21 protein-coding genes are annotated in these 23,558 nt (G+C 37.9%); 18 read left to right on the forward strand and 3 right to left on the reverse strand.

Going from position 1 to position 23,558, the window contains the following annotated elements; translation table 11 throughout:
- Positions 1-153 precede the first annotated feature (153 nt).
- The 14 genes from MUW56_RS18440 to MUW56_RS18505 all read left to right on the forward strand — a co-directional run bounded on the left by MUW56_RS18440 (position 154) and on the right by MUW56_RS18505 (position 17,647).
- Positions 154-2,016 (forward strand): glycoside hydrolase family 13 protein, encoded by a 1,863-nt coding sequence (locus MUW56_RS18440; protein ID WP_292014560.1) that lies wholly within the window; start codon positions 154-156, stop codon positions 2,014-2,016.
- Positions 2,017-2,025: 9 nt separating this feature from the next.
- Entirely contained in the window at positions 2,026-2,553 is a 528-nt protein-coding gene (locus tag MUW56_RS18445; protein ID WP_292014561.1) for a nuclear transport factor 2 family protein, read from the forward strand.
- A complete protein-coding gene (locus MUW56_RS18450; protein ID WP_292014562.1) occupies positions 2,544-3,962 on the forward strand; it encodes an MFS transporter in 1,419 nt (472 codons plus the stop codon). Before MUW56_RS18445 ends, MUW56_RS18450 begins: the two co-directional genes overlap by 10 nt.
- 558 nt (positions 3,963-4,520) lie before the next feature.
- The gene (locus MUW56_RS18455) at positions 4,521-5,294 is read left to right on the forward strand and encodes a hypothetical protein (RefSeq protein WP_292014563.1); all 774 of its coding nucleotides are present in this window, start codon (positions 4,521-4,523) and stop codon (positions 5,292-5,294) included.
- Between the two features lie 260 nt (positions 5,295-5,554).
- A complete protein-coding gene (locus tag MUW56_RS18460) occupies positions 5,555-6,106 on the forward strand; it encodes a hypothetical protein (RefSeq protein ID WP_292014564.1) in 552 nt (183 codons plus the stop codon).
- A 767-nt stretch (positions 6,107-6,873) separates the two neighbouring features.
- Positions 6,874-7,602, forward strand: coding sequence for a pirin family protein (locus MUW56_RS18465; RefSeq protein WP_292014565.1), 729 nt, complete (start codon positions 6,874-6,876; stop codon positions 7,600-7,602).
- Positions 7,603-7,721: 119 nt separating this feature from the next.
- Complete coding sequence (locus MUW56_RS18470) at positions 7,722-8,273, forward strand: NADPH-dependent FMN reductase (protein WP_292014566.1); 552 nt, start codon at positions 7,722-7,724, stop codon at positions 8,271-8,273.
- Between the two features lie 283 nt (positions 8,274-8,556).
- Complete coding sequence (gene purM / locus MUW56_RS18475) at positions 8,557-9,549, forward strand: phosphoribosylformylglycinamidine cyclo-ligase (protein ID WP_292014567.1); 993 nt, start codon at positions 8,557-8,559, stop codon at positions 9,547-9,549.
- A gap of 59 nt (positions 9,550-9,608) precedes the next feature.
- Entirely contained in the window at positions 9,609-10,172 is a 564-nt protein-coding gene (gene purN, locus MUW56_RS18480; RefSeq protein ID WP_292014568.1) for a phosphoribosylglycinamide formyltransferase, read from the forward strand.
- 142 nt (positions 10,173-10,314) lie between these two features.
- Positions 10,315-11,832: a bifunctional phosphoribosylaminoimidazolecarboxamide formyltransferase/IMP cyclohydrolase gene (purH, locus tag MUW56_RS18485; RefSeq protein WP_292014569.1), complete on the forward strand. Its 1,518-nt coding sequence runs from the start codon at positions 10,315-10,317 to the stop codon at positions 11,830-11,832.
- 88 nt (positions 11,833-11,920) lie between these two features.
- Positions 11,921-13,159: a phosphoribosylamine--glycine ligase gene (gene purD / locus MUW56_RS18490; protein ID WP_292014570.1), complete on the forward strand. Its 1,239-nt coding sequence runs from the start codon at positions 11,921-11,923 to the stop codon at positions 13,157-13,159.
- A gap of 58 nt (positions 13,160-13,217) precedes the next feature.
- Positions 13,218-14,774 (forward strand): glutamine-hydrolyzing GMP synthase, encoded by a 1,557-nt coding sequence (guaA, locus tag MUW56_RS18495; RefSeq protein ID WP_367118569.1) that lies wholly within the window; start codon positions 13,218-13,220, stop codon positions 14,772-14,774.
- A 177-nt stretch (positions 14,775-14,951) separates the two neighbouring features.
- Positions 14,952-15,998, forward strand: a complete 1,047-nt coding sequence (locus tag MUW56_RS18500; RefSeq protein WP_292014572.1) for a hypothetical protein — start codon at positions 14,952-14,954, stop codon at positions 15,996-15,998.
- A gap of 146 nt (positions 15,999-16,144) precedes the next feature.
- The gene (locus MUW56_RS18505) at positions 16,145-17,647 is read left to right on the forward strand and encodes a carbon-nitrogen hydrolase family protein (protein ID WP_292014573.1); all 1,503 of its coding nucleotides are present in this window, start codon (positions 16,145-16,147) and stop codon (positions 17,645-17,647) included.
- Between the two features lie 60 nt (positions 17,648-17,707).
- On the opposite strand, the gene MUW56_RS18510 is transcribed toward MUW56_RS18505, so the two are convergent.
- On the reverse strand, positions 17,708-17,869 hold the full coding sequence (locus tag MUW56_RS18510) for a hypothetical protein (protein WP_292014574.1): 162 nt from the start codon (positions 17,867-17,869) through the stop codon (positions 17,708-17,710).
- 194 nt (positions 17,870-18,063) lie between these two features.
- Between MUW56_RS18510 and MUW56_RS18515 the strand changes: the two genes are divergently transcribed.
- From MUW56_RS18515 to MUW56_RS18530, 4 genes are all read left to right on the forward strand, one after another.
- A complete protein-coding gene (locus MUW56_RS18515; protein WP_292014575.1) occupies positions 18,064-18,267 on the forward strand; it encodes a cold-shock protein in 204 nt (67 codons plus the stop codon).
- 249 nt (positions 18,268-18,516) lie between these two features.
- Entirely contained in the window at positions 18,517-20,166 is a 1,650-nt protein-coding gene (locus MUW56_RS18520) for an AarF/UbiB family protein (protein WP_292014576.1), read from the forward strand.
- Positions 20,167-20,225: 59 nt separating this feature from the next.
- Entirely contained in the window at positions 20,226-20,408 is a 183-nt protein-coding gene (locus tag MUW56_RS18525) for a hypothetical protein (RefSeq protein WP_292014577.1), read from the forward strand.
- 295 nt (positions 20,409-20,703) lie between these two features.
- Entirely contained in the window at positions 20,704-22,056 is a 1,353-nt protein-coding gene (locus MUW56_RS18530) for a DEAD/DEAH box helicase (protein WP_292014578.1), read from the forward strand.
- 280 nt (positions 22,057-22,336) lie between these two features.
- Here the strand turns inward: MUW56_RS18530 and MUW56_RS18535 are convergent, their stop codons facing one another.
- Both MUW56_RS18535 and MUW56_RS18540 read right to left on the reverse strand, forming a co-directional pair.
- Entirely contained in the window at positions 22,337-22,993 is a 657-nt protein-coding gene (locus tag MUW56_RS18535; RefSeq protein ID WP_292014579.1) for a GDSL-type esterase/lipase family protein, read from the reverse strand.
- A 64-nt stretch (positions 22,994-23,057) separates the two neighbouring features.
- Positions 23,058-23,522: a lipocalin family protein gene (locus MUW56_RS18540; protein WP_292014580.1), complete on the reverse strand. Its 465-nt coding sequence runs from the start codon at positions 23,520-23,522 to the stop codon at positions 23,058-23,060.
- Positions 23,523-23,558 lie beyond the last annotated feature (36 nt).

Raw genomic sequence — 23,558 nt, forward strand, 5'->3', positions numbered from 1 at the left:
CTGTTGAATTTTTTTCGTAATTTGCTCCTAAGTTGTTCATAGTTAAACGGTTGTGTTAAAATGGTAACTTGCTGGTTTTCAGAATAATGAACAGCTTTATTACTTGTAATTCATAATGCGCACCGGGCTATTAATTGAAAGCTTACAGTAGTTATGAAAAAAATATACTTATTTTTTGCCCTTTCAGCAGCTTCAATGGCTTTTTCTCAATCAAAAATGCTGGAAAAAGTAGAACCTGCTTTCTGGTGGAAAGGAATGAAAAATCCTGAGCTGCAGATCATGGTCTACGGAAAAGGAATTGCCAATAATGAGATCTCTCTTTCAGATGGAATACAGATCAAGGATATTCAGAAAGTAGAAAACCCAAATTATGTTTTCGTCACCGTCAATACCCATGAAATAAACATTCCCAGGTTCACCATCCATATTAAAAAAGGACGTAAGAATCTGGGTTCTTATACTTACGAACTGAAACAGCGGGAACCGGGATCTGCAGACCGCGAATCTTTTACCTCAAAAGATGTCATGTATCTGATAATGCCGGATCGTTTTGCCAATGGAAATGAGAAGAATGATTCCAAACCGGAACTTACCGAAAAAGCCGACCGCAATTTACCCAACGGGAGGCATGGCGGGGATCTTCAGGGCATCATCAATAATCTCGATTATATTCAAAACCTTGGAGCTACAGCCGTTTGGCTGACTCCGGTAAATGAGGATAATGAAAAGGTGTATTCCTATCACGGATATGCCCAGACTGATCTGTATAAAATCGATGGCCGCTACGGTACCAATGAAGACTATAAAATACTCTCCCAGCAGCTCAATAAAAGAAATATGAAACTGGTAATGGACTATGTAACGAATCACTGGGGAACTTCACACTGGATGATCAAAGACCTTCCTGCCAAAGACTGGATACATTGGTTTAATGACGGGGATGAAGGTTTTAAACGGTCTAACTATAAAACGACTACCCAGTTCGATACCAATGCTTCGGATATTGATAAAAAATATGCCTTAGACGGATGGTTTGATAAAACGATGCCGGATATCAACCAAAAAAATCCATTGGTTTTAAAATACTTGACCCAAAATGCAATCTGGTGGATTGAATATGCCCAGTTAGGCGGCTTCCGTGTAGACACCTATCCCTATAATGATAAAGAAGCTATGGCAAAATGGGCCCAATCAATTACCGATGAATACCCGAAGTTTAATATTGTAGGAGAGACCTGGCTGTATACAGCAGGGCAGATTTCGGCCTGGCAGAAAAATTCAAAAACAGGAGAAGCGGCAGGATACAACTCCAATCTGCCGTCTGTAATGGACTTTATGTTGTTCGGGGATATGCCTAAAGCGTTTAAGGAAAAAGAAGGCTGGAATACAGGCCTGGTGAAAATCTATGATTCCTTTACCAGTGATTTTCTATACCCGGATATCAATAATATACTCGTATTCTTCGAAAATCACGATACTGAAAGATGGAATGAAATCTTTAATGCAGATCCCAAAGCCTACAAAATGGGTCTTGCCCTGATCTCAACAGTCCGTGGAATTCCACAGATTTACTACGGTTCAGAAATAGGAATGCGCGGCGATAAAAACAAAGGTGGAGATGCGGATATACGAAGAGACTTTCCGGGAGGATGGAAGTCGGATCCACAAAATGCGTTTGATCCCTTAGCACAGACCCCGGAACAAAAGGAATTCTTTCAGTTTACCCAAAAATTATTGAACTGGCGAAAAGGAAAGGAGGTGATCCACTCCGGAAAAACTAAAAATTTCGTTCCTCAGGATGGTATTTTTACCTACTTTAGATATAATGAAAAAGAAAGCGTAATGGTAGTCCTTAACAATAATGAAAAAGATTATACATTAGATTTAAAGCGTTTTGAAGAAGCACTGAACGGATTTTCAAAAGGAAAAGATGTCATTTCTGGAAAAGAATTGCCCCTACAGAATAATATGGTGATCCCTGCCAAGACTCCTCTTATTATCGAACTTAAAAAATAATTACCCTATATGAAAAAATTAATAACGGTCCATACACTGATCCTTTTCCTGTTTGGATGTTCGTTACTTTCAGCACAGTCACAAAAAGGATTTGAAAAAGAAAAGGCCGAAATCAGTACCATGCTTGATGCATTCAATACAGCAGCGGCTAAAGCTGATTATAATACCTATTTCAGTTACTTTGCGGATGAATCTACGTTTATTGGAACAGATGCTGCTGAGGTTTGGGATAAAAAAGCATTCATGGTTTGGGCAAAACCCCATTTTGATAAGAAAAGAACCTGGAATTTTACTGCCCTTAAGAGAAATATATATTTCAGTAAAGACGGAAAGCTGGCCTGGTTTGATGAATTGCTGGATACCCAAATGAAAATATGCAGAGGTTCAGGAGTTGTAGAAAAAATCAACGGAAACTGGAAGGTAAAGCAGTATGTGCTTTCCATGACAGTTCCGAATGAGATAGTGGATAAAGTGGTTGCCGAAAAAGCGCCGATCGAAGATGTATTAATCCAAAAATTGAAAGCTTCATGGCAGTAATGGAAGGGAAGTATGGGAGCGGCTCTTTGGGAAGAAGAAAAAAGCCGGACTTATCCATGCTGCAGATTATTAATATGAGCATGGGATTCTTAGGAATCCAGATGGCTTTCGGACTGCAGAATGGCAATGCAAGCCGTATACTTGCCAACTTAGGAGCTGATGTCCATGAATTATCCTGGTTCTGGCTGGTCGCTCCGATTACAGGATTGATTGTTCAGCCTATCATAGGCCATATGGGAGATAATACATGGAGCCCGCTGGGAAGAAGAAAGCCTTATTTCCTGATTGGAGCCGTTTTATGTGCCATAGGGCTGGTATTGCTTCCGAATGCAGCTTCTGCAACCCGGTTATTTGCTGCCAATGCACTTTTACTGGCTGTCATTTTTCTTGCTATGATGGATGCTTCTGTTAATATTGCAATGGAGCCCTTCAGAGCTTTGGTAGGAGATATGCTTCCGAAACACCAGGGAACGGTAGGGTTTTCTGTGCAGACCATTCTGATCGGAATGGGTGCGGTACTCGGTTCTTATCTGCCGGATTGGCTTACAACGCTGGGAATTTCTAATGAAGCACCTAAAGGTTTTGTCGCAGATAATGTGATCTATTCTTTTTATATAGGCGCCGTATTGCTGCTGTTATCAATTCTGTATACCATCATAACCACCAGGGAATATTCTCCACAGGAATTTGCTGAGTTTGAGGATGGAAAAGAAATAGAAAAGGACGAATCTAAATTTTCAGATATTTTTAAAGATTTTGCGAAGATTCCTATACAAATGAAAAAACTGGGAATCGTTCAGTTTTTTTCATGGTTTGCCCTGTTTACGATGTGGGTATTTACCACCAGTGCGCTGGCTACCCATCATATGGGACTTTCTCCGGAAGATACCCACTCCAAAGCATTTAATGATGCAGGAGATTTAACGGGGAAGCTCTTTGGAATGTATAACCTTTGGGCGATTCCGTTTGCATTTTTACTGACACCCATTGCCAAATGGATCGGTAAAAAACAAACCCATGCCCTAGCACTGTTTTGCGGAGGTTTAGGACTGATCTCTATGTACTTTATTAAAAACGTTGATCATTTATGGATTTCAATGATTGGGCTTGGATTTGCCTGGGCCAGTATCCTGGCAATGCCTTATGCGATGCTGATTGAAGTGATTCCGCAAAGAAAAATGGGCGTTTATATGGGAATATTCAACTTCTTTATTGTGATTCCGCAGATCATCAATGGTTTGTTTGGAGGCCCTGTTGTAAGTTCTGTTTTTGGTAAACAGGCGATGGATTACATTGTGGTAGGGGGTGTTTGTATGCTGATCGGAGCTTTAGTTACGATGATTTTTGTGAAATCAGAAAATGAAACCCCTAAGGAAATTGAAGAAGAGATCCGGCAGGTGCATTTTTAATTTTAGAAGTTGGAGGGTTGAAATATATCTCCAATTAAAAAAATACTAAACTGATACATCAATAGGAGCGGGCTTTAGCCCGCTTTTCCTTTAAGCATTCATCAATTTTATAAATTAATTCTCAGACATCGACTCGACAAAACTGCGGACTGTAGTTGTAAGCGGACCTATGGGCAGTACTGCGACGTATAAAGCAAATCCGATCAATAAAATAAAGTGCGTCGACAAAAAAGGAAATGACGCTGAATTAAATAACGGACCATCAATTGAAACCCGAATAACAATTAACAATAAGAAAAGAGTGGTGTTTTATTTTGACAGAGTAATAATTCACGACAATGTGGTTTATGGCGTTCAATCAAGGTTTATAAACATACGGACTTCAATACCTATCAAGAATATTACAAAAATTGAGGTTCAAGACGGACAAAAAAAATTTAGTTATATAAAAGTTGACAAGTGAGCAAGGTGTATCTGTGTGTCGGCACAAGGCCGCAAAACGTTAGTACCAATTGTAGGACGACATCGCAACATAAACGAACAGACAAAAAATAGACAATGGCAACAATCATAACCATAACTGGACAAATACGAAAAATTGCACTTGATGTTCTTACGGACAGACCTGAAGGTATTAGGTATTCAGACCTTAAACGAAAAATTTTAGAACACAACGCAAGTTTTAATCCGAACACAATAAGTGGTGCGACCTGGGACTTAGACATAACTTATCCTGATAAAATCTATAAGCCCGACAGAGGAGTTTTTCGCCTTTTAAAATTTAAAGAAGATATTTTAACTCAACCTGACCAACAGTCAACTATTGAGACAAAGACAATAAAAAAGAAAACGATTAAAGAAGAGGATTTCTACCAACCATTTGCTGACTGTCTAGTAAATGAACTTGAAGAATGCACAAGTGCAATCGGACTTGGTGGTAATATCTTTCGTGACAAATGGGGGACTCCTGATGTTGTAGGTGTTAGAGAATCTAAACGGAGCGACATAATTCAATTTCCGACCGAAATTATTGTTGGTGAAATAAAAATTGACACCAACGGTTTAATTACTGCATTTGGACAAGCTTGTGCTTACAAAATCTTTTCTCATAAATCTTACATTGTTGTTCCAAACGATTCACAAATTGAGGACGTCACACGTCTTGACACGCTTTGCAGACAATTTGGTATTGGATTCATCTTGTTCGACAATCTTAAACCAGAAGACCCGAACCCGAATTTTGAAATACGTGTAAGAGCAATTAAGCACGAACCTGATATGTTTTTCGTAAATAAGAATCTTAAACTCATTGAGGACAAACTTTTCAAATAGACAAACAAGAACAAATACCGCTAAAACGGGGTTCGCGTCAGGCGGGCGGACGTATAAGTTTTTTGCTTACAATTTTGCCTGCTACGCAGAAAGTTGTATTTTCATGTAAGCAAAAAAGAGTACAGTCGTTCGGCAACTAATTAATATTGTGCGGGTAGAAAACATTTCGGTTTCAAAACCCGCCCATCGCAAATCTGCAAAACTTTACCGGTAATGGTAGGACGACCGTTTAAAAAAATGACAATAAAAATTTAAACGATATGAAAACAATAATGTATTTTTTTATGACAGTATCAGCGACATTGTTTGCTTGTCATCAGCCTGTCAATAAAATCAACATTCAACAACCCCTTAACTTGACAAATCAAGAGAAAGAGACAGCAAAATCAGGATTTTGTCTTGCTCAGGCAGATGCTGAAAAGATTTTAGGACAAACTGCAAAACTGACGGAAAGTTCCTCTGAAAATAAAAATGGCGTTACAAAATTCAGGTGTACATATACGGCAAATACCATAGACCCTAAAACAAGTAAGACAGGTAATTTATACTACCTGCTTGAAGAATTTGAAAATGTGGATTCTTCACAAAAAGCGTATTCTGACATTTTAGGACAAAACGAAAATATGCCCGGATTAAAAAAACTAAATGAAATCGGAGACCAGGCATTTTTGCATACCGACGACGAAAATTTTCTTATGATTATATCAAGGAAAGACAATAAGATATTACGTTTAAAAGTAAATAAACTAACAAGTATGACATCTTTAAATGAGTTACAGAATATTTCAAAAACCATAACTGCAACACTTTGACAAAAGAACCACTACCGCTAACATCGGTTTGGCAATATGGTGGCTGAAGTGCTTCTATGAAACATCTGTACTAAAACAAACATTTGTAATTCTAATAAACTTTAGTGCTAAAACCCACGCCGCCACGCCGCAAAACGTTAGTAGTCATGCTGATAGAACGAAATACAACAACGACAATGAAATTCTATAAGACAATAATTTTGCTTCTAGTCACCGTTCTAAATCATGCACAACAAATTTCTATGGTAGACAACAAAACATTGTAAATAAAGCTCCTGCGCGAAAGACATTCATCTATACGTGTTCACTCAGCTCAATCTGTGAGAAAAACTATCCGGAATGAAATTTTATCACAGCTAAAATCGTTGCGCCTTAAAAACAGCAGGCATGAAAATCCTCCCTGCGCCTTTGCGTTTAATCATATCCAACACTTAAAATCTATACTTTATATATTTCTCTTAATGGCTATAATAATCTCTCGCAGATTTCACAGATAACGCAGACGCTTGCACTCATTTATATGTGTTCACTCAGCTCAATCTGTGAGAAAAACTATCCGGAATGAAATTTTATCACAGATAAAATCGTTGCGCCTTAAAAACAGCAGGCATGAAAATCCTCCCTGCGCCTTTGCGTTTGACCATATCCAACCCGGTAATTTACTTTTCACGATTTTACGCCTTGTATTGATCCATTTCCTTTCTTAACCTACATCAACTTTTTCTGTGCCTATATCCCGTACATTTGTACCATAAATAATCACAGAAATGAAAACAGTATATCATAAAGCAGATTCAAGGGGCCATGCCAACCACGGCTGGCTGAACAGTTATCATACATTCAGTTTTGCAAACTACCAAAACAGAGACAGAACAAACTTCGGAGTATTGAGAGTATTGAACGATGATACCGTTTCTCAGGGAATGGGATTCGGAACACATCCCCACAGAGGTATGGAAATCATATCCATTCCTTTGGAAGGAGATCTGGAGCATAAAGATTCAATGGGTACTACTGCGGTGATCAGAAAAGGAGAGATCCAGGTGATGAGTGCCGGAACCGGAGTGATGCACAGTGAATACAATAAAAATAAAGATGAAGAGGTGAAATTCCTGCAGATCTGGGTTTTTCCGAGAGAACTGGATGTGGAGCCCAGATATGATCAGAAAAGTATCAAAGAAGGAGAAAAGATCAATGGCTTTCAGCAGATTTTATCCCCTGATAAAAATGATGACGGGGTTTGGATTCATCAGGATGCCTGGTTCAACTTGGCCAACTTCAAAAAAGGTAACGGTAAAAACTATATGCTCAACAAAAAAGGAAACGGAGTATATGCCTTTGTTTTAAAAGGGACTGCCAAAGTTGGTGACCGTATCTTAAATGAAAGGGACGGACTGGGAATCTGGGATACTCAAAGCTTTTCTATTGAAGCCGTAGAAGACACAGAAGTATTACTGATGGAAGTCCCTATGGAATTACCCTCTTATCTTAAATAAAAAACTAAATTTGTATCCTTAAAAATTAAAAATATGGTGGAATTGTCATTTATAAAAACTTCCATTGCAAAAAAGCAGCGGTGAAATGACAGTCACATCCATTAAAAAAATACCTACATATGAAAATTTTAGCAATCGCAGGAAGTAACTCAGAATCTTCAATGAACAAGCAGTTGGTAGCTTACGCATCAACATTATTCGAAAATGCAGAAGTAGAAGTGGTGGATTTGAATCCTTTTGAAATGCCGATCTATAAGCATGAAAGAGAACTGGCCGGAGGTGTTCCTCAGGAAGCACATGATTTTGCAGCCAAAATTGATGGAGCAGACTTATTGCTGGTTTCTTTACCGGAACATAACGGAACTTACTCTACAGCATTTAAAAATGTGTTCGACTGGGTATCGAGAATCAAAGACAGAACAGTTTGGAATGAAGTGCCCATGTTATTGATGTCTACATCTCCGGGAGGTAGAGGTGGAGCAGGCGTTTTAGAAGCTGCATCGAAGCGTTTCCCTTTCCACGGAGGGAATGTGGTAGAAACTTTCTCACTTCCTTTCTTCAATGACAACTTTGATAAAGCGGATCAAAAAATTTCCAATGAAGAGAAAAACAGCGAATTAAAGGAAAAAATCAAGAAGATTGCAGCCATTGAAACCATCCTTGAAAAATAGAATTTGAATATTCATTTAAAATTACTATTTTTGCAAAAAGAAAAGAGATGAAAATTCAGACCTCCTATAAACAATGTTTTTCCAAGAAAGGGAAAATTGTGGGCTCTGAAATTCTGAGATAAAATAACGGCCGATAATCTGCAAAGATTGTCGGCTTTTTTGTTTTCTAAAATCGAGTATAAAAGTAATTGAAATATTAAAAGATAAGAAGACACAAGACGTCAGATGCAAGATAATTAATCATCTGAAATCTGAAATCTACTATCTAAAAATCTAATCAGACATGAGCAACACTTACAAATCAGCAGGAGTAGACAAAGAAGAAGGATACAAAACCGTTGACAAGATCAAAAAGGCAGTTGGTGAAACCCACAATTCCAATGTATTGAATCATCTGGGAAGTTTTGGTGCTTTTTATGAGATCGGAGGTTATAAAAATCCTGTCCTGGTTTCAGGAACGGATGGGGTGGGAACAAAGCTGAAAGTAGCTTTGGATACTAAAAAATATGACTCTATCGGTATCGACTGTTTCGCAATGTGTGCCAACGATATCCTTTGTCATGGTGCAAAACCTTTATTCTTTTTAGACTATCTGGCTTGCGGAAAGCTGGATTCTGAAATTGCAGCTGAGATCGTTTTAGGAATGGTGGAAGCTTGTAAGGATAACAACTGTGCATTGATCGGCGGAGAAACTGCTGAAATGCCGGGAATGTACCAGCCGGGAGATTATGATGTTGCCGGATTCTGTGTGGGAATCGTAGAAAAAGACCAGATCATTGACGGGTCTACCATTAAAGCTGGTAACAAAATCATCGCGTTGCCAAGCTCAGGATTCCACTCCAACGGATTCTCTTTAGTAAGAAAAGTATTCCCGGACTTCGAAGAAGAGTTTGAAGGAAAACCTTTATATGAAACTCTTTTAGTTCCTACCAGATTATATTATAAAGATATTCATAAAGTTCTCGAAGAAGTAAAGGTAAGCGGAATCGCTCATATTACAGGAGGCGGACTTTACGAAAACGTTCCAAGGATCATTCCTCAAGGATTATGTGCTTCCATAGACAGTTCAAAAATCAGAATTCCTGGCGTTATGCTTGAATTGGAGAAAAGAGGCGGAGTAGCACGTGAAGAAATGTTCGGAACCTTTAATATGGGAGTGGGAATGGTAATCGTAGTAGATGCTGAACATGCTGAAAAAGTATTACATCTGTTGGATGATGCTTACGAAATCGGAGAAATCACTGAAGGAGAAGAGAAAATCAACCTGAAATTTTAAAAGACTCCAGATCTCAGACTCAGACTTTTGTCTGACCTCTGATATCTAACATCTAAATAATGAAAAACATCGTTGTACTGATATCAGGCTCCGGAACCAATCTGCAGAGAATTATTGATACCATTGAGGCTGGAGAAATTCAGAATGCAAAAGTAAGTTTGGTAGTTGCTGACAGAGAATGCTTCGGACTTGAAAGAGCAAAAAATCACCATATAGAAAACATCCTGATTCCGAGAGGGAAAAATTTCAGCAGTGAACTGGCTAAAGTAATTCCTGAAAATACAGATCTGATCGTATTGGCAGGATTTTTATCCATTTTAAAATCTGAGTTTTGTGAGAACTGGAATGGTAAGATCATCAATATTCATCCTGCACTGCTTCCGAAATTCGGAGGAAAAGGGATGTGGGGGATGAATGTTCACAATGCCGTTATCGAAGCTAAAGAAGTGGAAAGTGGAGCAACAGTACATTTTGTAACTCCGGGAATTGACGAAGGGGAAGCTATTCTTCAAAAGTCTTTTGAAGTTACAGCCGATGATACTCCTGAAACACTGGCAGAGAAAGTTCACCAAATTGAATATGAAATATTTCCGGTAGCGATCAATAAGGTCCTGGGAAACTAATTCCCTTCCTTTGGAAGGGTGTCAAAAATTAAGAATTTTTGACGGGATAGTTAAGAAATCTAAGTAAAATAAAAGTAAGACCGGAGGTGAAAGACCGGATACAGTTTGAAATAGCTGTAAAAAGTAAAAAATTGAAAGTAAAATGAGTAAAAAGAGAGTTTTAATCAGTGTTTCTGACAAAAGCGGATTAATTGAATTCGCGCAGTTTTTGGAAGCTCAGAATTATGAGTTGATCTCTACAGGAGGAACGTTCAAACATTTGAAAGACGCTGGTTTAAATCCCATTCAGATCGATGAGGTTACTGATTTCCCTGAAATGCTGGACGGAAGAGTGAAAACTTTACACCCTAAAGTTCACGGTGGATTGTTAGCTGTTCGTACAAATGAAGAGCATATGAAAACGGTTCAGGAACATGGAATTGGCCTGATAGACATGGTAATCGTAAATCTTTATCCTTTCTTTGAAAATGTAAACAAAAACATTTCTTTACACGAAAAGGTAGAATTTATCGATATCGGAGGGCCTTCAATGCTTCGTTCTGCAGCGAAAAACTTTGATTCGGTTACCGTAATTACTGATGTAAAAGATTATACCACAGTGAAACTGGAAATGGAGCAAAATGGTGATACCTACATCCAAACGCGTAAAAAACTTGCAGGAAAAGTCTTCAACCTTACTTCCGCATATGATGCTGCGATCTCAAGAATGCTTTTAGAGGAGGAATATCCAGCCTATCTAAATGCATCCTATAAAAAAGTTTCTGACTTAAGATACGGTGAAAACCCTCACCAGACGGCTGCTTACTACGTTTCTACTTTTGAGAACGGTGCGATGAAAGATTTCGAACAGCTTGGAGGTAAAGAACTTTCTTTCAACAACCTTCGTGATATGGATCTGTGCTGGAAAGTGGTTACTGAGTTCAAAGAAGAAATGGCATGTTGTGCAGTAAAACACTCCACACCTTGCGGCGTGGCTATCGGAACTTCAGCGCTGGAAACTTACCAGAAAACTTTTGAATGTGATCCTGTTTCCATCTTTGGCGGAATTGTTGCTATGAACTACAAGATCGATGCTGCAACTGCTGAAGAACTGAACAAAACATTCCTTGAAATTGTAATGGCTCCTGATTTTGATGAAGAAGCACTGGAAATTTTAAGAAAAAAGAAAAACTTAAGAATCATCAAGATTGTAAACCCTGTTTCTGATCAACAGACTTGGGTGAAGATTGACGGTGGTATCCTGGTTCAGGATAATGATACGCATTTCTCAGATGATATCAAGGTGGTTACAGAAGTACAACCTACAGAAGAGCAGAAAAAAGCATTGCTTTTCTCACAGAGAGTGGTAAAATACGTGAAGTCAAACGCTGTCGTTGTTTCAAACGGTATTCAGGCTTTCGGAATCGGAGGCGGACAGGTAAACAGAATCTGGGCAACACAACAGGCTATTGAAAGAGCAAAAGAAAAGTTCTCAGGAGATTTAGTATTGGCTTCCGATGCATTTTTCCCTTTCCGTGATGTTGTAGATTTCTGCGCTCAGGAAGGTATCAAAGCAATTATTCAGCCAGGTGGAAGCGTGAAAGATCAGGACAGTGTAGAAGCTGCGAATGAGCACGGTATCCCTATGATGTTTACAGGGGTGAGACACTTTTTACACTAATTAAAATAGAATTAAAAAATAATTAGGGATTGTATTTATAGCATTCAAAATTATATATTTGTAAATTAGACTAGATAATAAATAAAGTATGAGAATATTAATCATAGGTGAAGGCGGTAGAGAATCTGCTTTAGCGGCAAAACTTCAGAATGACCCTAGAATTTCTAAAATGTTTTTTGCTAACGGGAATGCGACTACCGATGTAATAGGGAAAAATGTTCATTTATCAGAAATCAAAGAACTTAGAGATTTCGCTATTAAAGAAAAAGTTGACTTGACGATTGTAGGTCCTGAGGCACCGCTTGTAGCAGGTATCAAGGATGAGTTTAAGCAGCATGATCTTAAAGTTTTCGGTCCTACTCAAAAAGTGGCAAGCTTGGAAGGAAGTAAAGCTTTCTCTAAGAAATTTATGCAGACCTATGATATCAAAACAGCTAAAGCTGTAGTATTTGATTCATATAATGATGCTAAAGAATATGTACAGAAACAACAGTATCCTTTAGTAATCAAAGCTAGCGGTTTAGCAGGCGGAAAAGGAGTTGTCATCTGTGATAACCTTGAAGAAGCAGAAGCTACGATCCATGACTTCATGATCAGAAGGATTTATGGAGACGCAGGTATCCGTTTAGTTATTGAAGAATATTTGCAAGGTTTTGAAGCTTCTATCATTGCTTTCTCTAATGGTGAAAAACTTTTCCCATGTATTGCAGCGAAAGATTATAAAAAAGCAGGAAATGGAGATGCAGGACCCAATACAGGAGGTATGGGTTCGGTGGCACCAAGTCCTGAATTTACTCAGGAACATTATGCGGATTTCGAGAAAAATATCCTGGAACCTACAGTGAAAGGCCTTAAAGCAGAAGGTTTCGGATTTAAAGGAATCATTTTCTTCGGATTAATGGTGACGAAAAACGGAGCTTACCTTCTTGAATACAATATGAGATTCGGAGATCCTGAAACTCAGGTGCTGATGGCGCTTATGGAAAACAATCTTTTGGATGTCATCCAGGATTGTATGGAAGGAAAAGACATTGAGCTTAAGTTTAAAGACGAAAAAGCAGTTTGTCTTGTAATGTGTTCCGGAGGATATCCGAGAAATTTCGAAACCGGTTTTGAAATTGTAGGAGAAGAGAAATTAAAGCACAGTAAATTATTATATGCAGGCGCTGTCAGAAAAGGAGATAAAGTAGTTTCCAACGGAGGCAGAGTACTGAATGTGGTGGCTACAGGAGCTACTTATGAAGATGCCCGCAAGAAAGTTTATGAAGATGCCGGACATGTACATTTCGATTACGGCTTCTACAGAGAAGACATCGGAAAGTTTTAATAAAAATCACGAAAAAAGATTTGGAGACATTCCAAGTCTTTTTTTGTAAAACAGTTAAATAATCATCATTTATCAATCATCAAAAATGAACAACGGTATTATTATTTTAGATTTCGGATCCCAGTACAACCAGCTTATCGGAAGAAGAATCCGTGAGATGGGGGTATATTCTGAGATCTTACCTTACAATACACCTTTACAAGATATTTTAGCAAAACAGCCCAAAGGAATCATCCTTTCCGGAGGACCGAGCTCTGTGAACGCAGAAAATGCCCATCTGGTTGAAAAAGAATTATACGAGCAGAGAGTTCCTGTTTTGGGAATCTGCTACGGAATGCAGATGACTGCTCACCTTTTAGGAGGAAAAGTAAATAAAGGAGAGAAAGGAGAATATGGTAAAGCCAACCTTGACATCATCAAAGAAAGCTCTTTACTGAAAGGAGTGACTCAAAATTCTGTCGTTTGGATGAGCCACTTTGATGAAGTAGGGGAGCTTCCTGCAGGATTTGAATTAAATGCAAAATCAGGAGTGGTTGCTTCCATTTCCAATGAAGACAGAAAAATCTACTGTGTTCAGTTTCACCCTGAAGTTTCCCATACGGAAGAAGGCGGAAAAATGCTGGAAAACTTCGTTTTTGCCATCTGTAACGCAGAGAAAAACTGGAAACTGACGAACTATATCGAAAAAACAGTTGAAGAAATCCGTGAGAAAGTAGGAGACCATAAAGTAATCCTTGGACTTTCCGGAGGAGTTGACTCTTCTGTAGCGGCTGTTTTGATCCACAAAGCAATCGGTGATCAGCTGACTTGTATCTTCGTAGATACGGGATTATTGAGAAAGGATGAAGGCAAGAAAGTAATGGATCAATATGGAGAGCATTTCCATATGAACATCAAAATGGTGGATGCTCAAGAAAGATTCCTTACAAAATTAGCTGGTGTTGATGATCCTGAAGCAAAGAGAAAGATCATCGGAAACGAGTTTATCCATGTATTTGACGAAGAATCTCATAAAATTGAAGGGGCTAAATTCTTAGCTCAGGGTACCATTTATCCTGATGTTATCGAAAGCCAGTCTGTAAACGGACCATCTGCAGTAATTAAGTCTCACCACAATGTGGGAGGACTTCCTGAAGATATGGAATTCGAATTATTAGAGCCCTTAAGAGAACTTTTCAAAGATGAGGTAAGAAGAGTAGGAGAAGAACTGGGTATTCCTCACCATTTGGTATACAGACACCCTTTCCCGGGTCCTGGACTTGGGATCAGAGTATTGGGCGCTGTAGATGCTGAAAAAGTGAGAATCCTTCAGGAAGCAGATGATATTTTCATCGAAGAATTATATAAAAATGATCTTTACGAAAAAGTGTCTCAGGCATTCGTAGTCCTTCTTCCTGTAAAATCAGTAGGAGTAATGGGAGACGAAAGAACTTACGAGTATACTGCTGTAGTTCGTTCTGCCAACACCATCGACTTTATGACGGCAACGTGGAGCAGATTGCCTTACGAATTCTTAGATACTGTTTCCAGCAGAATTATCAACGAGGTAAGAGGAATCAACAGAGTAGCTTACGATATTTCAAGCAAGCCGCCTGCAACGATTGAGTGGGAGTAATCCTGACTTGAATTTAAAATATAATCCTGCCCTTCCGGGTGGGATTTTTTTGAATATTTTATTATTTATAAAAAAAATGCTTATTTAGCAGAAAAATAACCACTGAACTACAAATCAAAATGAACTCCTTCTTTTTAATCAATGAGAAGTTTCAACATGATTTATATACGATTATATATGAGAAATACATTCATTTTATTATTGTTTTTAACAATAACTTCTGTTTTTGCTCAATCTAAAAAATATCTCTCTGAAGAATTAAGTTTGCCGGATCCGGAGCAGAGAATATCGGGCTCCCATTACAACAACATTAAGCTTCAGGACGTGAGAAACGATCCGGAAGACTTTGGAATCGTTAAAAAAGGATTGTCTGACAGAAAAGCCAAAATCAAATTCAGTCCGAGCCTTGAAAAACAATTATCTGATATGTTTCATAAAGGGATCGAGGCTTCTTCAGCCAAAGATCAGGAAATGTTGATTCAACTGCGGGATATGAATTACCTGGAGGTAACCATTGATATGGTGCAGTATGGATATTTTAACTTCAGAGCGTTGATCTTCGGAGGTAAGGAAAACCAGTATCAGCTTGTAAAGAAGATTGATACTACCATGGTTTTATTTAAAATGGATGTTACAAAAGAGCTGGAAAAACAGTCGTTGGATTATCTTCGTAAAACGGTATTTGAAGCAGCATCAGCAAACCCTGCTGAAAATAGGATGTACACACTGGAAGATATCGATCAGTATGATAAAATAGCAAAGTCCCAATTGCCTTTGTATACCCATTCCAAACTGGTTGACGGAGTATATAGGAATTATACCTCTTTCAGTAAACAGATCCCTGATAGACCCATTGATGAAATACAGGTCAATCAGGGGATGATCACGAAAGCAACATATATTGATGATAAAGGGAAGAAAAAAAATGCCAAATCAGATTCCTATGCTGTCGTTTATCAGGGAAAAGCGTTTGTGATGTGTGAAGATGAGCTGTATCCCATGAGAAAAACGGCAGATGATTTTTATTTTATTTCAAGAATAAATGGTTCTCCAACAGGTGAAAGACAGTTTGTATTCGGAATTACAGGAGGCATGATCGGCGGTGTAGTGGGCGGAGTAGTAGGAGCTTTGATTGCAAAAGGCAAAAAGAAGCTGTATGAATGTAAATTAGATTATTTTAACGGACAATATGAAATTATCAGGGAAATTACACCTCAGAAATAAACCTCAGAGGTAGAAAAAATAAGAGTATTCAGTCTATCAATTAACTCCTTTATGAAATGATTCATAAGGGAGTTTTTATATCTATTTTCATGGGTAAACCTTAGTGTTCTATCTTTTTTTCCTAAATTTAAGTAAAATTACATCAAATGCAAATAGAAACAAGACCCCTGACTGTTCAGGATTATGATGAACTGGCACAAACGATGAAAAGGGCCTATCCGCAAATGTCGGAATCCATATGGTCCAAAAAAAGTATTGAAAAACTGACAAGAATATTCCCTAATGGACAAATATGTATTACTGTAGACGGAAAACTAGCTGCTGTGGCCCTCTCTATTATTGTAAATTATGAAGAGTTTGGAGATGACCATACCTACGTTGATATTACAGGGAACTATACATTCAATACCCACTCATCCACAGGAAACGTTTTATACGGTATAGAAGTTTTTGTAGATCCCGAATTCCGTGAACTGCGTTTGGGAAGAAGATTATATGATGCCAGGAAAGAATTATGTGAATTATTAAACTTAAAATCCATTATTCTAGGCGGCAGAATCCCGAATTATCATAAATACAGCCACGAGCTCTCTCCAAGAGAATATATACGAAGAGTAAGAGATAAAGAGATTTATGACCCGGTATTGTCTTTTCAGCTTTCTAATAATTTTCTGCCGATCAGAGTCCTGAAAAAATATCTCCCCGAAGATGAAGCATCAAGAGAAAATGCTGTTCTTTTACAGTGGAATAATATTTATTACAGCAAAAACCCCAATACCATGCAGGATAGTATTATCCGTCTGGGACTGGTACAATGGCAGATGAGGACATTCGTGAATATAGAAGCCTTCTATGAGCAGGTAGAATTTTTTGTCAATGTAATGGGAGACTATAAATCAGATTTTGTGCTTTTCCCGGAATTGTTCAATACTCCTTTGCTGGCACCTTTCAACAGCCTTTCAGAGAGAGACAGTATGATAGAGCTTGCTAAGCTTACCGAGCAGATCAAAGAAAGAATTTCAGAACTGGCTATCAGCTATAACGTGAATATTATTTCCGGAAGCATGCCTGTTTTTGAAAACAATGACCTGTACAATGTAAGTTACCTGCTTCACCGTGACGGCCGCATCGATGAATACAGAAAGATCCATATTACCCCAAATGAAAAGCGGTATTATGGAATGAAAGGAGGCAGCGAAATAAAGGTTTTCGATACCGATTGCGGGAAAATAGGACTCGTTATCTGCTATGACGTGGAATTCCCTGAATTACCGAGAATTCTGGCAGATCAGGGCATGAAAATACTATTTGTCCCTTACCTGACAGACACTCAGAATGCTTATATGAGAGTGCGCCACTGTGCGGCGGCAAGAGCGATAGAAAATGAATGTTATGTGGCTATTGCAGGCTGTGTGGGAAACCTTCCGAAAGTTAACAATATGGATATTCAGTTTGGACAGGCTGCTGTATTTACCCCTTCAGATTTCGCTTTTCCATCCAATGCGGTGAAAGGGGAAGCAACACCCAATACAGAGATGACTTTAATCGTAGATGTAGATTTGAATTTATTGAAAGACCTTCATCATAACGGCTCTGTCCAGGTCATGAAAGACCGAAGAAAAGACCTTTACGAAACCTATCTTAAATAACAAAACAGAATGCATCTGCATTCTGTTTTTATTTTTACGTCCATAAATAATGGCCCCTGTTTATACATACTGAGGACACACCACAGCAGGGCAGATTAACCTTGGACATCTCGGTCTTCCGTCAGTAGGGCAACATTCATTGGAACATCCGATAATAATACCGTTTCCGTTAATTCCTTTTAATTGTTCTCTTGAAAGTTTGTTGTTGCGTAAATTTTTCATGTTGTAATACTTTTATTGGTTTGTTTTATGTTTGTACGCTGTAAATATAAAAAATTATATCATATGCTGTTAGTAATGATGTATTTTTCTTATTATGATTGAGTTTTACTCCATTAAATAGCGATTTTGTGTTTGTATTTTCAAATTGAATTGTTGAAATCATTATATTTATCCTTTAATTAAAAAAAAGAACTATGAAAAAAGGAACAGTGAAAATGTTTAACTCAGCCAAAGGGTTTGGCTTCATCACACCGGAGGATGGCGGAAAAGAAATTTTTTACCACTTTTCCAAAATACTATCTTCAGAAAAATCTCTGGAAGCAGGTCAAATCGTTGAATTTGAAATTGGAGAAGGAAAAAAGGGAACTGAAGCCTATAACATCAGAGTGGTTGGATAAACCGGAATATGGTATCAGAACCTCTTGAATTTTAAATAACTTATTGAATCCTAAAGAGCCATCCGGTCCTGTGAAACGGTCGGATAAATCAAAAAGAAGTTTTTTAAAAATATATCGAAGACTTATTTCATTATTGGAATAAGTCTTTTTTATAATAGTATTTTGTTAAAGATTTTAACTTGCCATTTCAACATAAAAATAGCATTAGGAATAGTTTTTGGAGTAAATTGCACTCACTATCTATACACTATGTTTGACAAGCAGCAAAGAAAACTGAAAAGATCTGCCAGATTGATTTCCGTATTAAGTAAGTACGGTTTTAAAGATATGCTGGCCAGAATGAATGGGGGAAATAAACAGGAGGAAACTTCCGGAAATTCTGATGAAATCATTTCAAAAGGGACCGTTTATGAAAGAATCAGACTGGCTTTGGAAGAGCTGGGACCTACTTTTGTAAAGCTTGGACAGACATTCAGCAGCAGGGAAGATCTTCTGCCGCCGGAATTGATTCAGGAATTACAGAAACTGCAGGATAAAGTGGAAACTGTAGATATGGATGTGGAGGAAATTCTCGAGAATGAGTTCAATATCTCTGTGAAAGATCATTTTCTGGAAATTCAAAAAGAACCTTTGGCCACGGCATCTATTGCACAGGTATATAAAGCTGTTCTTAAGGATGGGGTTCCGGTGATTGTAAAGCTTAAAAAACCTGATGTACAGGCGGTTATTGAAGATGACCTGCTTTTGATCAAGGATTTGGAGCGCCTTTTATCGGCCTATTCTGAAATTGGTGAAAAGCTTAACCTAAAACAGGCAATTTCTACTTTTGAAAGATCATTACTGGAAGAGGTCTCTTTGATTAACGAAAAAAACAATATCCAGCAGTTCCGTCTCAATTTTAAAAATAATAAAGAAACCTACGTTCCGAAAGTATACGAAGAATTTTCCAACAACAATGTTCTTTGTATGGAATTTATTGACGGTATAAAGGTGACGGACAAATCTGTTCTTTTAGCCCATAATATTGATCCGGTTAAAGTTTCGGAAGAAGGGCTGAGGCTGTTTGTCTCCCAGATTTTAGATTACGGTTTTTTTCATGCTGATCCGCATGCCGGAAATATTTTAGTGAAAAAAGATGGAAAAATTGTTTTCATCGACTTTGGTGCCGTGGGAAAGATTCAGCCCAATGATAAAGAGATCCTCGAAAACCTGATCGTAAGTTTTGTCGCTAAAAACCCTCATAAAATAGTCCGTTATCTCAAGAAAATGGCCATAAGCTATGAGATTCCGGATGAAAGAAGATTTGAAAGCGATGTGGAGGATATTCTGAATTTTGTGCACAGCTCCTCTTTACAGGATATCCATGTTCAGGTGATCATCAATAAAATGAAAGATATTTTAAAGGACAACAGGTTGTATATGCCGGACTATTTTTATCTTTTGTTTAAAGGCATAAGCCTGATAGAAGGGGTGGGAAGAAACATCAATCCGGATCTGGATATTGTTAAAAGCCTTCATCCTTATACGAGAAAGATATTTACGAAAAAGATCAGTCCTAAAAACCTTTTAAAAACAGGAATGGACAGGATGATGAATTTCACAGATAATGTTGATGAGATTCCTAAAGAACTTCGCTCTGTCCTTCAGAAACTGGATGAAAATAAATTTACGGTCTCCGGTGAGATAAAAAATATAGAAAAGACCAACCAGCTGATAAAGTCCAGTATCACCAATCTGATTCTGGCGGTGATATTAGGGGCCAATATAGTGGCTACCGCTATTGTTTTCGCTTCGGAATCCGGGCCGCGAATAGGAGAGCTGTCTTTGGTGGCTGTTTTAGGATTTATTTTTTCTGTCATTTTGGTTTTCATCCTTTTGCTTAGGCTGACAAGAAAATAGAATAGACCGCTGAGGGCAGATATTAGCTGCTGGCCATCAGGATATTAAGTATCTGCACTTTGTATCGTGATGAAAGAATAAAACCTTTAGTCAATCCTATTCTCACTCACTGTAACCAGTGGGAAGAAGATAAATTCCCTATCAAAAAAGATCCTAAAAAGAAAGGAAATGTAATCATCACCTCTAGCAAATGGGAAGATGATGACATTCAGATCATGAGTAAAACGGTTAAAATTGATTGAAATTAAAGTTGAGAGAGTTGAAGGAAATAGTATAAAGTTGCTGGTTGCTGGTTTTGCAGTTTCCTGCTTTATATCTTTTGCTCCCGGTTTCTTTAAAGTTGAGGATTAAGCAAAGTGCCTGTTGGTTTATAGAGTCCTGAGGTCCTGTCAAATTTCTATGTATCTTGTCTCTTTTAAAAAGTTCACCAGCTATACTTTCATAGTACAGGAAATGACCTTCCTAATCCATGGCCCCTAATTCCTGCCACCCAAAACCTGATTTTACATTATACATTTTAATACCTATCTTTGCAAAATGGAAAAACTCACTTTTGCAGATTTTGAGCTGCCGGTTAAGATTCTTGATGTTTTGGCGGATATGGAATTATTTGAGCCTACTCCCATTCAGGAGAAAAGCTTAAAGCCTATTCTTTCCGGAAGAGATGTGATGGGAATTGCACAGACCGGGACCGGAAAAACATTAGCTTATCTTTTGCCAGTTCTGAAATCATGGAAATATAATAAAACGGGGAATCCAACTGTTTTGGTGCTTGTTCCTACAAGGGAATTGGTAGTTCAGGTGACTGAAATTCTTGAAAAACTGACAGAAAATATTACTGCAAGAGTTATTGGAGTATATGGTGGAAAGAATATCAATACTCAAAAGTTATTATTTAATGATGGGTGTGATATTTTGGTGGGCACACCGGGAAGGGTAATGGACCTTTCCATTGATAATGCCATTTCCCTGAGAGAAATTCAACGGCTGATCATTGATGAATTTGATGAGATGCTTAATTTAGGTTTCAGACCACAGTTGACGCATATCTTTGAAATGATGAAAGAGAAGAGACAAAATATTCTTTTCTCTGCAACTATGACAGAGGCGGTAGATGAAATGCTGGATCAATACTTTGCCAATCCGATTGAAATTTCGCTGGCAAAATCCGGGACACCGCTTGAAAAAATAGAACAGACCGGTTATAAGGTTGAAAACTTCAATACCAAAATCAACCTGCTTGAATATTTGCTGAAGAATGAAACGGATATGTCTAAGGTTTTGATATTCAATAATAATAAAAAACATGCAGACCTTCTTTTTACTAAAATTGATGAATTATTCCCTGAGCAGTTTGATGTAATCCATTCAAATAAATCTCAAAACTACAGGCTTAAAGCCATGAAGAGATTTGAAAATGAAGAAATTAGGGGGCTGATCACGACTGATGTAATGGCCAGAGGACTTGATATCTCCAATATTACCCATGTTATCAATTTTGAAACACCGGATATTCCGGAGCAGTATATCCACAGGATTGGTAGAACCGGTAGAGCGGATAAGGACGGTAAAGCAATCACTTTTGTCACCAAGAAAGAGGAACCATTGGTGCTGGACATCGAATTGTTGATGGACAAGGATCTAAAATACAATGATTTCCCTGAAGGCGTGAAGATCAATCCTAATAAAATCGCTTCCGAAAAAGACGATGTAGTGATGAAAAATCCTGCCCAGGTAAAACTGAATGACGGCGGAGGAGCATTTCACGAGAAAAAAGCTAAAAATACAAAAGAAAACTGGGGTGGCCCGTCAAAAAGAAAGGCCCCTAAAAAGTTTGGAGCCAACAGAGCTCAGCAGAAAGCTAAAACTAAATCCAAGAGAAAGAAATAGACAAAAACCTCCCGAATTTCGGGAGGTTTTTATTTTTATTCAAACTGAATGTTATTCTTTTTCAGAATTTCATGAAACGTATCGGTCTTGCCTTCCCCTTTCATATTCTTGTAAATGTAGCTTATCATCGTTTCTGCATCAGTTCTAAGGAGATTTCTGCTGCGTATATATCCTGTATGCTTTACAGATATAGTCAAGTGCCTTTTCATTATCCTTTAAGTTGGCAAAGTAGATCTGGCCGATTCCATAATAGACTTCAGGATCCCCGGGAGGGCAGCATTTATTTCATATAAGGATCCAGGACTTTTTTCCAGATCTGATAACCTTCCGGTTTAAAATGAAGCATATCTTCTACAAAAATATCTTTTCTTACCTTCCCGTTGGCATCTTCCATTGCTTTGGTAACATCAATAAACGCTGCATTAGGCTGTTTTTTCATGAAAGCGGCAATCTTTTTATTTGCTTCTTTCATTTGAGGCCAAAGCTGTTCTCTGCTAGGAGAATACTTGATTGAAATATAATCCACTTCAATATTCGGGAATCTTTCACGGATCTTTTTATAAAAGGATTTGTATCGGTTAACTACCGCTTTAGCCTTCAGGTTATGGTTGTCTGCGAAATCATTTTCACCACAGTAAATAATGATCTGCTTAGGCTGATAAGGTGCTAAAAGATCATCTGCAAAATCATTTAGATCGGTAAGTCTTGAGCCTCCGAAACCTCTGTTAATGATCGTTTTGTCCGGGAAGTAACTCGCCACATCCGTCCATTTGGTAAAAGAGGAGCTTCCTATAAACAGGATCGCATTTTTAGGCGGTGGGTTCTGCTGATCTTCTTTTTTGAAATTTTGGATGTCTTGCCAGAACATTGGTTTTTTTTCCTGAGAAAAGGAAATGACAAAAAGCAGCAATAAGAATGCTGAAAGAATCTTCTTCATTAGTTTCAAATTTTAATTTCAGATAAAAGTAATAAAAAACTCCCGATTAAAGGGAGTTTATCATTTATCTTTTGTAAGTAACATAGGTGACATCAGTAATTTTATCTCCATTTTGATCATAATTGCCAAATTGCTGGGCGATTCTGAGTTCAGTACTTGACAAGATATCAACTTTATAGTTTCTCGTATCATCTTTGTCAAACTTGATCCCTAAAATTTTAGCATCCGCATCATATGTAAAATTTCCTTCACTTTTTCCATTGACCTGGCAGTCTGCTCCTCCTGTTCCTGAGTAAGCCGTATAACTGACATAAAAGTCTGTTCTGAAGAAAAGTAGATTTTTTGCATCACATCCTTGTGGAGTGGAGGAAGAAAGCACCGTTTTATTATCTTTTCCGGAAATTACTTCTCTTTTGACTTCCTTCCAATCTCCTTTCATCATATCCATTTCATAAGCTTGTACATCATCATCTTTACAAGAAGTAAGCGCCAAAGAAGAAAAGGCAAATAAAAGTAGCTGTTTTTTCATTTTCACAAATTTAAGAATATGCTAAAATATAAATAA

It is taken from the genome of Chryseobacterium sp. (assembly GCF_022869225.1).
In the GTDB taxonomy this organism is placed as follows: domain Bacteria; phylum Bacteroidota; class Bacteroidia; order Flavobacteriales; family Weeksellaceae; genus Chryseobacterium.

Excerpts from the sequence above, each read along its gene's own strand:
- MUW56_RS18535 (WP_292014579.1), bottom strand. The coding sequence starts at position 22,993 with ATGAAGAAGATTCTTTCAGCATTCTTATTGCTGCTTTTTGTCATTTCC.
- MUW56_RS18465 (WP_292014565.1), top strand. The coding sequence starts at position 6,874 with ATGAAAACAGTATATCATAAAGCAGATTCAAGGGGCCATGCCAACCAC.
- MUW56_RS18455 (WP_292014563.1), top strand. The coding sequence starts at position 4,521 with ATGGCAACAATCATAACCATAACTGGACAAATACGAAAAATTGCACTT.
- MUW56_RS18445 (WP_292014561.1), top strand. The coding sequence starts at position 2,026 with ATGAAAAAATTAATAACGGTCCATACACTGATCCTTTTCCTGTTTGGA.
- MUW56_RS18520 (WP_292014576.1), top strand. The coding sequence starts at position 18,517 with ATGTTTGACAAGCAGCAAAGAAAACTGAAAAGATCTGCCAGATTGATT.
- purH (WP_292014569.1), top strand. The coding sequence starts at position 10,315 with ATGAGTAAAAAGAGAGTTTTAATCAGTGTTTCTGACAAAAGCGGATTA.
- MUW56_RS18460 (WP_292014564.1), top strand. The coding sequence starts at position 5,555 with ATGAAAACAATAATGTATTTTTTTATGACAGTATCAGCGACATTGTTT.
- purM (WP_292014567.1), top strand. The coding sequence starts at position 8,557 with ATGAGCAACACTTACAAATCAGCAGGAGTAGACAAAGAAGAAGGATAC.
- MUW56_RS18515 (WP_292014575.1), top strand. The coding sequence starts at position 18,064 with ATGAAAAAAGGAACAGTGAAAATGTTTAACTCAGCCAAAGGGTTTGGC.
- MUW56_RS18530 (WP_292014578.1), top strand. The coding sequence starts at position 20,704 with ATGGAAAAACTCACTTTTGCAGATTTTGAGCTGCCGGTTAAGATTCTT.
- MUW56_RS18510 (WP_292014574.1), bottom strand. The coding sequence starts at position 17,869 with ATGAAAAATTTACGCAACAACAAACTTTCAAGAGAACAATTAAAAGGA.
- MUW56_RS18470 (WP_292014566.1), top strand. The coding sequence starts at position 7,722 with ATGAAAATTTTAGCAATCGCAGGAAGTAACTCAGAATCTTCAATGAAC.
- MUW56_RS18505 (WP_292014573.1), top strand. The coding sequence starts at position 16,145 with ATGCAAATAGAAACAAGACCCCTGACTGTTCAGGATTATGATGAACTG.
- purN (WP_292014568.1), top strand. The coding sequence starts at position 9,609 with ATGAAAAACATCGTTGTACTGATATCAGGCTCCGGAACCAATCTGCAG.
- purD (WP_292014570.1), top strand. The coding sequence starts at position 11,921 with ATGAGAATATTAATCATAGGTGAAGGCGGTAGAGAATCTGCTTTAGCG.
- MUW56_RS18540 (WP_292014580.1), bottom strand. The coding sequence starts at position 23,522 with ATGAAAAAACAGCTACTTTTATTTGCCTTTTCTTCTTTGGCGCTTACT.
- MUW56_RS18450 (WP_292014562.1), top strand. The coding sequence starts at position 2,544 with ATGGCAGTAATGGAAGGGAAGTATGGGAGCGGCTCTTTGGGAAGAAGA.
- MUW56_RS18500 (WP_292014572.1), top strand. The coding sequence starts at position 14,952 with ATGAGAAATACATTCATTTTATTATTGTTTTTAACAATAACTTCTGTT.
- MUW56_RS18440 (WP_292014560.1), top strand. The coding sequence starts at position 154 with ATGAAAAAAATATACTTATTTTTTGCCCTTTCAGCAGCTTCAATGGCT.